The sequence below is a fragment of the Chitinophaga dinghuensis genome, from assembly GCF_003259435.1.
GTDB classification, from domain to species: Bacteria; Bacteroidota; Bacteroidia; order Chitinophagales; family Chitinophagaceae; genus Chitinophaga; species Chitinophaga dinghuensis.
Genome location: NZ_QLMA01000003.1, coordinates 94,284 through 107,528, shown reverse-complemented (window position 1 = coordinate 107,528; position 13,245 = coordinate 94,284). Strand labels below are relative to the sequence as shown.

9 protein-coding genes are annotated in these 13,245 nt (G+C 46.8%); 1 reads left to right on the top strand and 8 read right to left on the bottom strand.

The window, feature by feature from the left end:
- Positions 1 to 376: 376 nt before the first annotated feature.
- From CLV59_RS09440 to CLV59_RS09405, 8 genes are all read right to left on the bottom strand, one after another.
- Positions 377 to 1,636, bottom strand: a complete 1,260-nt coding sequence (locus tag CLV59_RS09440; RefSeq protein WP_111591791.1) for a DUF2264 domain-containing protein — start codon at positions 1,634 to 1,636, stop codon at positions 377 to 379.
- Positions 1,637 to 1,700: 64 nt separating this feature from the next.
- Positions 1,701 to 2,894 carry a glycoside hydrolase family 88 protein gene (locus CLV59_RS09435; RefSeq protein ID WP_111591790.1) on the bottom strand — a complete coding sequence of 398 codons (1,194 nt, stop codon included), beginning with the start codon at positions 2,892 to 2,894 and terminating at the stop codon, positions 1,701 to 1,703.
- A gap of 21 nt (positions 2,895 to 2,915) precedes the next feature.
- The gene (locus CLV59_RS09430; RefSeq protein WP_111591789.1) at positions 2,916 to 3,977 is read right to left on the bottom strand and encodes a LacI family DNA-binding transcriptional regulator; all 1,062 of its coding nucleotides are present in this window, start codon (positions 3,975 to 3,977) and stop codon (positions 2,916 to 2,918) included.
- Positions 3,978 to 4,017: 40 nt separating this feature from the next.
- Positions 4,018 to 4,773 (bottom strand): 2-dehydro-3-deoxy-D-gluconate 5-dehydrogenase KduD, encoded by a 756-nt coding sequence (kduD, locus tag CLV59_RS09425; RefSeq protein ID WP_111591788.1) that lies wholly within the window; start codon positions 4,771 to 4,773, stop codon positions 4,018 to 4,020.
- Positions 4,773 to 6,980 (bottom strand): glycoside hydrolase family 88 protein, encoded by a 2,208-nt coding sequence (locus CLV59_RS09420; protein ID WP_111591787.1) that lies wholly within the window; start codon positions 6,978 to 6,980, stop codon positions 4,773 to 4,775. Before CLV59_RS09420 ends, kduD begins: the two co-directional genes overlap by 1 nt.
- A gap of 21 nt (positions 6,981 to 7,001) precedes the next feature.
- Positions 7,002 to 7,844 (bottom strand): 5-dehydro-4-deoxy-D-glucuronate isomerase, encoded by an 843-nt coding sequence (gene kduI, locus CLV59_RS09415; protein ID WP_111591786.1) that lies wholly within the window; start codon positions 7,842 to 7,844, stop codon positions 7,002 to 7,004.
- Between the two features lie 28 nt (positions 7,845 to 7,872).
- Positions 7,873 to 9,144, bottom strand: a complete 1,272-nt coding sequence (locus CLV59_RS09410; RefSeq protein WP_245950843.1) for a DUF2264 domain-containing protein — start codon at positions 9,142 to 9,144, stop codon at positions 7,873 to 7,875.
- 177 nt (positions 9,145 to 9,321) lie between these two features.
- Entirely contained in the window at positions 9,322 to 11,280 is a 1,959-nt protein-coding gene (locus CLV59_RS09405; protein WP_170137691.1) for a heparinase II/III domain-containing protein, read from the bottom strand.
- Between the two features lie 299 nt (positions 11,281 to 11,579).
- Between CLV59_RS09405 and CLV59_RS09400 the strand changes: the two genes are divergently transcribed.
- A complete protein-coding gene (locus CLV59_RS09400; protein ID WP_111591783.1) occupies positions 11,580 to 13,226 on the top strand; it encodes a UxaA family hydrolase in 1,647 nt (548 codons plus the stop codon).
- Positions 13,227 to 13,245 lie beyond the last annotated feature (19 nt).

Genomic DNA, 13,245 nt, shown 5'->3' with positions numbered 1-13,245 from the left:
ATAATACAGGTTAGGAAGGGATACCTCCATCAATTTTCTCAAGCAAATACTATTAGTCCGGTTTCAATAAATAACGGTTTAAAATCAGATTTTGGTTTTTACGTAACTATTGGAAAACTCTAATTTGTGGCGTCTTTCCCAATATCTCAATAAGCAATTTTAAAAATTATTCTACAAATTGTAGACTTAGATAAAAATAATAAAATATTTCATTTTCAAACAGCCGTTTCCGTGATATTTTCAAAACTCCGTCCCACATTATTCTAACGGTAGCATTTCCAACACATTACACATTAACACCTAGCTAAAAATTAATTGGGTAGGCGGAAATATTCCATGCTGAACGGAGTTTTTACAGCAGTAGCGGTAACCGGAATTAGAAATCGATGGCATGATCCCTGGCTACATCGTTGCCGCCGTATGCCAGTTTTGCCGTCCAGTCGGCCGCCGGCGAAGTCCAGAGGGTATGATCCGGCGCAAGCCCCAGATGCAGGAAGCTATTGGTACACAAGTATAAGCTACCAGTGGATATATACCCATCTGCAATGCCCGGCTGATGCCCACAGAATCCAATACGCAGCCAGTTGTCTTTATCAAAATTTTCGGGGCGACTGAATATACGTTTATGCATCGCCGTTAGAGCGCAACGTACTTGCGCCGGCGTTAGCTCCGCAGGTAAATGATTTTCTAAGGCCAACATAGATAATGGCTGAAACGCGCCGCTGCGGTAAGCCATAGAACGACCTACTACAGGGAATGCTCCTTCCGGAGATATCTGACGCTCCTGGATAATTCCATAACGTTGCATACGCTTCAATGCCAGCTCATATTGCTCTTTACTGCCCTCCCCTTTATCCGCCAGCACTTTGAGGACCTGTACCAACATTGGATGAATCACAAACGCATTGTAATAATCGTAGTGAAAGGACTGGCCATCTCCATACATACTGTCTCCCTTATACCATTCCATGATCTTCTCCACGGCTACATCCACCGGCTTACGCTCCCAGCCTGCATCAAATTGTAACAAGGCGGCTTCAATGGTAGCAGAAAACAAGACCCAGTTATTATTAAAAGCCTTGATACTTCTTAATTGCTTCAAAGCGGTGACCAACTGTTGCTGAACAGCAGGTTTCAGTTTTCCCCATAATTGCTGTGGTGCACGCATTAACCCCAATGCCAGAAAAGCGCCATCTACTAAAGGCTGCGGATCAAACTTACCTGTGAAGTTCATATAATCCGGAGAGCCCGGATCACATGCCATCTGCAACGCCTGACGGGCCGCATCTCCCAGTTTCCCCCGTAAACGCCCCTCTGTACTGCTGTCTTCACCCAATTCCAGCCATGGCGCTGTGCCAGACAATGTACGTCCGAAGGCTTCCAGATAGGTTACCTTATCCACTGGCTTTCCATATTTAGGCGCTACTTCTCTCGGCATAGCGGCTTTCAGTTTGCCCTCGCTCAAATGCTGTATAACGGGATGGGATATACGATAAAGTAAAGCGGTATGATAATCTCTGTCAGACACGGGTTTGGCGGTACTGCCGGCGATCTCTTTAAGGATGCCTTTATCTGTACCTGCCGCTCCTGCCAAACCTGCCAAGGGAACGGATTTAAGGAATATTCTTCTGTTCATGTTCTAAATTTTAAGCAAAAAAAAGGGGGTGATGGAAAACCATCACCCCGTTACCTTTAAGATATTATTTAGCCCATTGTTTGTAGCGCAACAGCGCCTCAACAAAATAGTAATCCGCATAGGTCAGTGGTACATCCACCTCGGAGTTGTGTGGGAGCGACCCTACGCTATGCATCAGGATGAAGTCATTGTTTTCACCTTCTTTCGCCAGGTAAGCAGGGCTACAGAGACTGGTCAGCATTTTTTCTGCTGCAGCCCAGTAACGGTTGCCGGTGGCTTTGTCGGTGTACTTGCTCAGTTCCAGCAATGCGGAAGCAGCTACGGCAGCAGCCGAAACATCACGCAATGCATTTGGAATATTCGGAGCATTGTAGTCCCAGTAAGGAACCAGGTCTTCCGGCATGTTCGGATTATGCAGGATATACTCTGCAATGTGACGCGCTTGTTCCAGGTAGTTTTTGTCCTTGGTTTCGCGATACATCATTGTATAGCCATACAGTCCCCATGCCTGTCCGCGGGACCATGCAGAGCTGTCTGCATAACCCTGATGGGTCTTTTTCTGCAATACAGCGCCTGTAGCCGGATCATAATCAATTACATGGTAAGAGCTGTAATCCGGGCGGAAATGATGCTTAATAGTGGTATTAGCATGCGTTTTGGCGATCTGGGCAAACTTTTTATCGCCACTTGCTTTGGTAGCCCAGGTCAGTAATTCCAGGTTCATCATGTTGTCGATGATCACCGGGAATTTCCAGGTACCATGGTCCCATGATTTGATGCAACCTACAGTCGGGTTGAAACGGGTAGATAAAGATGCGGCACTGGTGAGCAATACCGCTTTATAAGCAGGATCTTTGGTAATACGGTAAGCATTTCCGAATGGGCAATACATCATAAAGCCCAGGTCGTGCGTGCCTTTATTATTTTTCTCTTTTTCTACCAATGCCATGCGCTTCAGGGCTTCCGCTTTGAAGGCCGGATCTTTGGTGTACTCAAACAGGTACCAGTTGGTGCCAGGATAAAATCCGGAGGTCCACCAGGTGCTGCTGGAAGTTTGCAAGGAACCGTTCTTGGTGTTGGTAGTTCTAGGTAGTACAGAATCAGGTACATGTGCTGCCATCAGTTTATACTGACGGGCTGCGAACTGTAATGTTTCATCAGCTTGCTTCAGCAACGCTTTGTTGGCCTTGCCCACTTGTGCAAACGTTTGCAAAGAAAGGGCAGACAGCAGTAATGGAATAATCAGTTTTCTTTTCATGATTTCGTATATGCGTCTGAGTTATGACAACGATAATTTCTTTTTGCCTGCTTTCACTTTACCGGCACTGGATTGTCTTTCTATCAGCTGGATGGGAATGATTTCCTGTGAATAACGCGGAACAGCTGTCTGACGGCCATTAATCATTTCCATCAGTACCGCCACCACCCGTTCTCCCATCATACCAGGATACTGGTCTACGGAAGACACTGCCGGCGATACGATCTCTGTACGTGGATCATTAGAATAACCGACAATCTTCACATCTTCGGGAACACGCAGATGAATACTGCGGCAGTATTCCGAAATAGTGATAGCGGTAGTATCATTAGAGGCAAAAATCCCATCTGGGTATGGCTTCTGGCTGAATATCTTCTCACAGGTCTGCCAGGCATTTTCTTTGGTCAGCTCCTGGTAGAATACGCGCGATTTCTTAAACGGTAATTTGAATTCCTGCAAAGCGCTTTTATAACCCGCCACGCGATCACTGTAAAGACAGCAAGTGAGCGGTCCGGAAATATGGACAATATCTTTGCAACCTTTCTCTATTAAATGAGTGGTACCGATATATCCGCCACGGTAGTCATCTCCCTTAATCACCTTTACGTTATAATCCTTCGGCACACGGTCAAAAAACACCAATGGAATATTGTTGTCCCGGAATACATCAAAGTGCGAAAAATCGGTAGTATACAAAGTGGTGGAAACCACCAAACCATCTACCCTGGCGGAGTATAAAGTATTTACCAAAGCTACTTCCTGTTCATAAGAATCATTGGATTGACAAATGATCAGGTTATAGCCGAACTCCTGTAATTTATTCTGAATGATAGTGCTGATCGTTGCAGGAAAAAACATAGAGATTCTCGGGACAATCAGGCCTATCGTTTTGCTCTTATTATTACGCAAACCTGCCGCAAGTGCATTAGGTCTGTAGCCTAACTTTCGTGCCGTCTTCTTCACACGTTCTTTCGTTCGTGCGCTGATATTAGGGTGATCGTTCAGGGCCCTGGATACTGTGGATACTGACAGCTGCAGTTCTTCCGCGATATCGACAATCGTCTTTTCTGTACGTTTACTCATGGAATTTATATGCTTTTTCCTGCAATGATTTATTCGCTATTTATCTTCCCATCCAGCCTCCGTCTACAGTCAGGATAGTACCGTGTACATAATCTGCTGCTTTGGATGCAAGGAATACAACAGGGCCTGCGAAATCCTCGGGTTCTCCCCAGCGGCCTGCCGGGATACGTTCCAGGATAGAAGTGCTGCGCTGCTGATCTGCACGAAGGGCGGCGGTATTGTCTGTGGCAATATACCCTGGGGCAATGGCATTAACATTTACTCCCTTGGAAGCCCATTCATTGGCGAATGCTTTCACCAGCGAACCTACGGCTCCTTTGCTAGCTGCATAACCAGGTACGTTGATACCGCCCTGGAATGTCAGTAAGGAGGCTGTAAAGATAACTTTTCCGCTGCCTCTGGCAATCATACCCTTACCTATTTCACGGGTAATAATGAATTGCGCGTTCAGATTTGTATTGATCACATTATCCCAGTATTCGTCCGGATGCTCTGCCGCCGGCTTACGCATAATGGTACCGGCATTATTCACCAGGATATCAATAACCGGATGATCCTTCTGTACCTGACGGATAAAGGTATACAGGGCTTCTCTGTCTGCAAAATCACACTGATAGGCACTGAATTTCCTTCCCAATGCGGTTACTTCCTGCTCTACTTCGCTGCCGCTCAGCTCCAAAGAAGCCGACACCCCGATGATATCAGCGCCGGCCTGCGCCAAAGCCACTGCCATCGCTTTTCCTATACCTCTTTTACAACCCGTTACCAGGGCCACTTTTCCGTTTAGTTCAAACATTATTTCTGATTTGAAGGGTAAGACTGAATAGTTACTGCAATTTTATTTTGTACCCGCGCCGCAAAGTTTTCAAGGTACCTGAACCACTCCTCTGAAGAGGCAATTCTTCCGCCCTTACTCCAGGATGCTCCTGCATAATACACATACGGGGCAGTAGCAGTGGCCTCTCCTGGCGTCAACAGATGTACTGCATCTGTTTTCATACCAGCCTTCGCGCCCGGAAATACGCAACCCAGTCCTATTGTGCCATCTTCTCCGTGCTGCGGCTCCCAATAGCCCATTACACCCGTTTTCTCATTCAGTAAAATAGTACCCGGTTCTTTACGTTTCACAATCCCAGTCACTACTGGCAGTGTACCGCCTTTGAAATTATATTGGTAAGACATGCGGTTCAGCTGAGAACCCGCATCCAGACTAATAGTCTTAGTCACAGTAACCGGTACGCCGCCTGCATTCCATGTTTCATAGGAAAGCGCGAAGGAAGTACGCAACGGACCATTATCCAGCGTTTTATACTTACGATAATTTTTAGGATAGTAGATGCTGTCTTTTGCATAAGGCGCATTATCGCCGGCGCCGAGGGTCAGACCTACACTGTAGAAATCCAGTCCCTGGCCATTATCATGATGATAATTATCTGTTTTATACCATTCATTGATAACCAGCTCTTCTGTTCTCTTTGCCCATACATCGATGCCAAAAGCCATCTCTTTAGGCGTTTGCTCCAATGCTGCACCATACATACGATATGCCATGCGATCATTTTCCCATGCATAATCATCTTTACGCTCAGGTACATAACGACCATAAGCTCTTGCTTTCACAGGAGCCGGCGCACCGTCTTTCACTACTGCGGTCACAGTAGCGCCAGGCGCCGCGTTGATTTGCAGGAGTATCGACTGTGGCGTTTTTTCACCGTTATAAATCAGCTGGTATGGTATCTCCCTACCATTCACCGCATTCACAATTCTGAACTCTTTCTTTGTAGCCCCTGCTTTTGCAAAGGTGGCCATATCCATCTCCACTATTTCGCCCTGACGATCTACGCCAATGGTATTGGTCAGTTCAATCGTCTTAGGGTTCTGCAAGCGAACATCATATTTGATCAACTCAGAACCTGCCAGCAGGAATGCGCCCACGCCATATACATCCGTATCATCGGCAGTGGTTTTTCCCGGGGCAGCAGCAATCACCTGTACAAAACCTAATTTACCATCAGGATGTACACAGCTCACCAACGCTTCCCAACCTTTACGAATCACCGGCATGAATTGTTTTGCAGGCAGAATGCCATTGTTGACACCCCACATCAACGCATACACGTAAAAACCGGTACCGCTGGTTTCTTTGGAAGGATAGTTCTCCGGATCGAGCAGGCTCGCATGCCAGGTGCCATCATTGGTTTGCAATGCGGCTACTCTGTAAGCCATTTCTTTATACAGTGCCACAAACTTAGCTCTGTTGGCATAGTTGGCTGGCATGTTGTCGAGCATACGTACCAGTCCTCCCATTACCCAACCATTACCACGACTCCAGAATACTCTTGTGCCATTTTGTTCTTTCTGGCTGAAGTAGCGGGCATCACGATAATAAAGGCTGTCTTGTTTGCTGTAAAGGAAGTCAGTGGTTTTCCACCAGAGTTTATCGGCAGTTTCCAGGTAACGGGCATCGCCGGTAACAGTGGAAAGATAAGCCAGGGCTGGAGGGCCCATAAACAGGGCATCACACCATGCCCATTCACGGAAATGAATACCTTTTTCCCAGGCGAGCGATTCAGTATGAGGCGCAGCCACAATACTGTCGGCCAGCTTGCGCCAGCGCTCAATCATCACGGGATTCTTGTAAACATTAAACAGTTGGGAATAAGTCTGGCCGATACAATAATCATCTGCAAAAAATCTACGTGGACCAGTATTCCAGTTATTATCAGCGCCTACATTCAGCAAACGCTGGATATAGTAAGGATTTTCAGATACCTGCGACAGTTTGAACATACCGGCATACATGGCGCCGTTTGTCCAGTCTGTCTGACTATTAGCCCAGCCTTTGGAATCAAGATTTTTCCATTGCCAGGTACCTACTTTTTCCATCTGGGAAATAACTGCCGGGGCCGACAGGGAAGAGTCGCCCACCGGTAAAGCCATAACGCCGGATGCGTGGAACAGGGCAAGTCCTGCGAGACTTGCCTTCAGTATATTTTTCATCATGATTACAGATATTATCAGTTACTAACGTAGCTCATTGATCTTGCAGTGATCCATATCGCCATAGTCCAGGTTTTCGCCGGCCATACCCCAGATGAAGGTATAGTTGCTGGTACCTGCGCCTGAGTGAACAGACCATGGTGGAGAAATAACCGCTTGTTCGTTCTGCATCCAGATATGTCTGGTTTCCTGCGGCTGTCCCATAAAGTGGCATACACTCTGCGCTTCAGGCACTTCGAAATAGAAATAGACTTCCATTCTTCTGTCGTGTGTATGTGCAGGCATCGTATTCCAAACGCTGCCTGGTTTCAGTTCTGTCATACCCATTTGCAGTTGGCAGGTTTCCAGTACACTGTTTACTAACAGTTTATTGATAGTACGGTGATTGGAAGTTTCCAGTGCGCCCAGCGTTACAACTTCTGCCTCGTTTTTAGAGACTTTCTTTGTAGGATAGGTATGGTGAGCAGGTGTTGAGTTGAGATAAAATTTCGCAGGATTAGCAGCATCTTTACTGCGGAAAGATACTTGCTGCGTGCCTTTACCAATATATAATGCTTCTTTGAATGCGATGTCATATTTCACGCCGTCAGCTTCCACAAATCCATCGCCACCCACATTGATCATACCCAGTTCTCTGCGTTCCAGGAAATAAGTCGCTTTCAGAAGGTCAATGGTATCCAGTGTGATCGCCGCTTTCACAGGCATAGCGCCGCCAGTCAGGTAACGATCATAATGCGTATGTACCCAGTTGATCTGGTCTGCTGCAAAAACGCTTTCAATCAGGAATGCCTCTCTCAGTTGTGCGGTGTTCATCTGCTTTACTTCAGCAGGACTGCTTGCATAACGGGATTCATATTTACTGCTCATAATGCTTTATCGAATAATAGTTATTGGATTAATACGTAACGTGGTAATCTTTTTTAATTGGTTTTCCTGACCATACTTTCTGCGCTGTCCATTCCGCCGGAGCTTCGCTCCAGAAAGGATCTTCCGCAGGCAGACCGAGTGCCAGAAATCCGTTGGTACAGATGTAGAGACTGCCGGTAGAAGTATATACATCTGCCACTTCAGGCTGATGTCCGCAGATACCTAACTGCAACCATCCCTGTTTATCGAAGGTGCCCTCCATTTCAAAAATGCGTTTCATTACCGCTGTCATGGCACAACGTACCTGTGCAGGCACGATGCCTTCCGGCAGCTGATGCATCAACGCCAATTGTACCAGTGGCTGGAAAGCGGCGGTGCGATAGGTCATAGACCTGCCCACTGCAGGATAAGTGCCATCAGGCGCAATCATACGTTCCTGCAATTCAGAAAAACGTTGCATGCGTTTCATGGCTTGCTCATAATCCGCTTTAGACCCTTGGTTGTTATCCGCCAATACGCGCAGCATATCTGTGAGCATAGGATGTATAACATAGCCGTTATAGTAGTCCAATGAGAACTGCGGGCCATCGCTGTAGAAGCCATCGCCGGCATACCACTCTTTCATTTTCTGAGTGGCCACCATGGTTCTCAGCGGCTCATATTCTTCATGAATAGAGAGCAGAAAAGCTTCCACCATACCGGCAAACAAGAGCCAGTTATTATATGCAGGTCTTATACGACGCAGCTCTTTCAGCTCCGTCACGATGTTTTTCTTTGTAGTGTTGTCTAGCGGCTTCCAGAGCGCTTCCGGCGCACGCATAAACGTTTGACATAAGTAGGCAGCATCTACCAGTGGCTGACCTTCCGTTCGGAAGTTTAGATAGTCGGGAGACGCGGGATTCACTGCATTCACGATGCCCTGTAATACCTGTTCTCTTACTTTCTTACGTTGTTTTCCTTCTGCCGTTGCATCATCTGGTAATGCCAGCCATGGTGCCAGGCCAGATATGCATCTGCCAAAGGCTTCCAGGTAGGTCACTTTCTCCAATGCCAGTCCGTAACCAGGACCTTTCTCTTTCGGCATGTTCTTTTTCAGCGTGCCCTTCGCCATATTCTCCACCACCGGATTAGCAATACGCTGCAATAATTGCACATGGTATTCACGATCTGTTTGCGCAACAGCCGCTTGTACATTCGTATGATCTCCTGTTTGCGCGGCAGCGGCTACTGCTGCTCCCGGCGCTACCATTCCTGCAATGCCGGCAAGCGGGGCCATTCTGATAAAATCTCTTCTTTCCAAAACTGTTTGTTTTAAGTGGTTACTACCAAATGCCGGCCTACCAAGACTCTAATTTAATGCAAACGTTTGCAATAATCCAAGCCCTATTTTTTACTGTTCACTGTAAATGCTTGCCTGCATTGAATTTAAAATGATTAAAAAATATATCGCGGCATCGCTGCCCTAGCTGCTAAATCGTTATTCCTTTCTGAAGGTAAAAGAATGACTTCCTTTTAGTTTTTGCTGCTTCGGAACAAGGCTGATACGGGTTACACTGTTTCCCCATACAGATGATAAACGAACATCATCTATTGCCTGCGCCTCTGTTTGCACCGTGAATAAAGCGGGATCGTAAGTCAGGACCAGATTGCCCGTTTTCCCTTTCAATACTACCTTCCCAGGTACAGCGGCATCTACATTTGTTGCTGTCATGAAATGTATACGGAAAGGTTCTTTCCACTCTTTCAGCTCATAATCCTCTGAAATCTTTAACTGCTGTTGCTGAGGGGAAAAACTGAAATAACGTTTCCAGCTACTCACACCAGCGGTGGCGGGATAAGCGGTGGCAATATCCATGGCCAGCGAGCTACCATCTTTGCCGCGCGTAAACTGTACATTGCTGGCTCGGAAAGTTCTTCCATCTTGTTGCATCACGCCATTAATAGTAGGACAGTTATGCCACTGTGATTGCATATACCACAGCTTATATCTGTCTTTACTAAATGTTTGTTTGGTATAAGTACCTACTCCCACATCAATAATGGCGGGCTCTCCATCCAAGTACAGCACAAAATTGCCTACGTCATTATGATTATGGCTTTCAGCATTATGTCCGCCCTGCGCAGCGAAGAACATGCCTTTAGGCGTTCCTTTACGGGCACGCAGCGATAGTACCTGTAAGTCGGGCAACCAGTTAACATCCGTATAAGGCGCGGCAGCTACAGTATTACGCATCTCGCCGTTTAACAACAACTCAAATACGAAATTAGCGATGCTAGTACTTCTCTGGATCTGCATATCCGGATGTTCCAGTCGGTATAAATAAGCGCCGAAGCGGGTCAGGAGGGTATCCTGGAACATTTTACCATAGAGGTATACATCATGTGGGGGCGGCACGCTGCGGGCAGAAGCATCGGCGAAATTCACAAAACGATTGCTGTCTACATGCATCTTATAAATGTATGCGCCAATGGCATGCATTAATTCATTCTTGCTGAAATTAAGTTGCTGATTGGATGCGCTGTTGAGATTATCCAGCAGTTCTATCAGTTTACCGCCGGCATGTCCCCAATAGGAAGGGCCTTCATCACAACCGCCATCGTTGCCATAAGCATTGACGAAGTTATCGGAGCTACGGATACTCTTTTCAAGGATAGCGCCGCGTTTGGCGGCATCGTCCAGGTTGAGTAATGCCGTCTTCATGATATTGGTATTTACCCATATATTCCAGTTGTTCACCTGTCCGCCTTTAAAGCCCATCCACCAGTAGTCGTTCCGCTGTAAATAAGGGGTATAAATCCGGCGATCGAGTTCGGCATCAATTCTTCTGTTAATCATGACAGAGAATTTGTCCAGTTCCTCTCTCAGGAGAAACTGTGTCCAACCCAGTGTGATGGCGGTCTCCCCAGCTACTAAATCTATTATTTCCTCTGCCGGATCGGGCAGATTAGTACCCATTTTCTGTACGCCTACATGGGCTGGCAATACCCAGGTGCTCTCTTCAAGTATGAGCCACAGACCATTGCCAATCTGTGGAATAAAGCGACCTTTCTTTTCCGCCATTTCCCCTGCAATAAGGGCTGCCAGCACTCTTCTCCGCTCTCCCTGTACGGCCTCAAAGTTGCTCCTGTTACCGTTATCACGATATTGAAGGTATAAGTCGGCCGTCAATGCCGGCCAGGTAAATTTCATGGCTTTCTCTGCATCGGCAATCAAGCCCTGCTTCACTGCTGGCGACAAAGCTTCCATCTGAGCAGCGATCTGCTGTTTCAGCGCTGTCCTCCAACGCTCTGTCTGACTGAAGGCGGCCGTGCCTCCCGCCTGTTTCCAGGCATTTTCAAGGTAATTGTGGGGCGTCGACTGTTGTGCGTTTACCGATGCGGCAACGCATACTCCTGCCACCAGCATTACGTGGAATATACTGTTCTTAAACCTCATAGGGCTGTTATTTACGGTTGTAGCTGGCATCTACGCAATGGCGTATGCCTGGTTCATTGTTCACCTCTCAAAACGTGGCGCTAAAAAAAGTATCTAAATGTAATAATTAATTCAAACGTTTGCATAAAATTTTTTCAAATGGTATTTAAACCCTCATAATTGGAATTTATCATTTCCTGATTCATTTGTAACTTGCTGCTGTAAATGCTTTCGGCCGATTTCATAAGAAGTCAAAATTTTATCAGGGATTAACATTATAGTATTACAAGCCGGTAGCACTATTTATTACTTTAGCCTTTATGAACAGTTACTTACAGATACATCCAGCAGATAACGTGCTGGTTGCATTACAAGACCTCCAAGCTGGAACGAAGATCACATTCAACGGCCACAACATAGAACTTTTGCAGTCTACACCTGCTAAACATAAATTTCTCATCAACGATGTGCAGAGCGGAGATCCGATAACCATGTATGGCGTACTCGTAGCCAAAGCGGTTACTACCATCAAACAGGGCGGACTGATGACCACTGAAAACGTTATTCATGATGCAAACGCTTTCCATGAGAAAGATGGCAGCGAGCAATGGCAGGCGCCGGATATTTCCAAATGGAAAGACCGCACCTTTATGGGTTATCATCGTGCAGACGGACAAGTGGGTACCCGCAACTACTGGCTGGTAATACCACTGGTATTCTGTGAAAACAGAAACGTAAGCGTGATCAAAACTGCCTTCGAAAAAGGGCTGGGCTTCGCTCCTGCCGAAGTGTACAACGAGCAGGTAACAGACCTCGTGTCTCTCTATAAAAAAGGCGATATCGAAGCCATTAAAAATTATGAGGCCGACAAAGCAGGAGAAACCGATAAACACAACACAGTTTTCCCTAATATCAATGGGATTAAATTCCTTACTCACGAAGGCGGTTGTGGCGGCACCCGTCAGGACTCCGATGCGCTTTGCGCTCTTCTGGCCGGTTACATCCACCATCCAAACGTGGCAGGCGCCACTATCCTGAGCCTGGGCTGTCAACATGCACAGGTAAGCATTCTCCAGGAATCACTGAAAAAATTAAATCCAAACTTCAACAAACCAGTACTGGTATACGAACAGCAAAAAAGCGCATCCGAATTTGCCATGCTCTCTGCTGCCATCAAAGATACTTTCCTGGCACTCGTAGAAGCAAATAAAGTAACCCGTCAGCCTGCACCCCTCTCCAAACTGGTGATTGGCCTGGAATGCGGCGGCTCCGACGGTTTCTCCGGTATCTCTGCCAATCCTGCGGTAGGACATACCTCCGACCTCCTGGTAGCCCTCGGCGGCACTTCCATTCTCTCCGAGTTCCCTGAACTCTGCGGCGTGGAACAAGAACTGATCAACCGTTGTACTACTGAAAATACTTCAGAGAAATTCATCCGCATCATGCGCGCGTATGAAAACCAGGCACAGTCTGTAGGCTCTGGCTTCTACATGAATCCATCCCCCGGAAATATCAAGGATGGCCTCATCACAGATGCGATTAAATCTGCCGGCGCTGCTAAAAAAGGCGGTACCTCTCCGGTAACAGATGTACTGGATTATACAGAGTATGTCACCAAACCAGGTCTCAACCTGCTCTGTACTCCAGGCAACGACGTGGAATCCACTTCTGCAGAAGTAGGCTCCGGGGCTAATATCGTACTCTTTACAACAGGTCTGGGTACCCCTACCGGCAACCCTATCGCCCCTGTAGTGAAACTCGCAACCAATACCAAACTGGCTACCCGCATGCCGGATATCATCGATATCGATACCGGTTCTATCATCAGCGGTCAACACTCTATCGCAGAAATGGGCGAACAGATCCTGGAATACGTGATCCAATCCGCTAGCGGTGAAGTATATACGAAAGCAGAACAGCTGCACCAGGATGATTTCATCCCTTGGAAACGCGGCGTAAGTTTATAGAATAAGGAAAGCCTGGTCA

What these genes read in the sequence shown, in the direction of transcription:
- CLV59_RS09440 (WP_111591791.1), bottom strand. Translation starts at nt 1,636, where the DNA reads ATGAACAGAAGAATATTCCTTAAATCCGTTCCCTTGGCAGGTTTGGCA.
- CLV59_RS09435 (WP_111591790.1), bottom strand. Translation starts at nt 2,894, where the DNA reads ATGAAAAGAAAACTGATTATTCCATTACTGCTGTCTGCCCTTTCTTTG.
- CLV59_RS09430 (WP_111591789.1), bottom strand. Translation starts at nt 3,977, where the DNA reads ATGAGTAAACGTACAGAAAAGACGATTGTCGATATCGCGGAAGAACTG.
- kduD (WP_111591788.1), bottom strand. Translation starts at nt 4,773, where the DNA reads ATGTTTGAACTAAACGGAAAAGTGGCCCTGGTAACGGGTTGTAAAAGA.
- CLV59_RS09420 (WP_111591787.1), bottom strand. Translation starts at nt 6,980, where the DNA reads ATGATGAAAAATATACTGAAGGCAAGTCTCGCAGGACTTGCCCTGTTC.
- kduI (WP_111591786.1), bottom strand. Translation starts at nt 7,844, where the DNA reads ATGAGCAGTAAATATGAATCCCGTTATGCAAGCAGTCCTGCTGAAGTA.
- CLV59_RS09405 (WP_170137691.1), bottom strand. Translation starts at nt 11,280, where the DNA reads ATGAGGTTTAAGAACAGTATATTCCACGTAATGCTGGTGGCAGGAGTA.
- CLV59_RS09400 (WP_111591783.1), top strand. Translation starts at nt 11,580, where the DNA reads ATGAACAGTTACTTACAGATACATCCAGCAGATAACGTGCTGGTTGCA.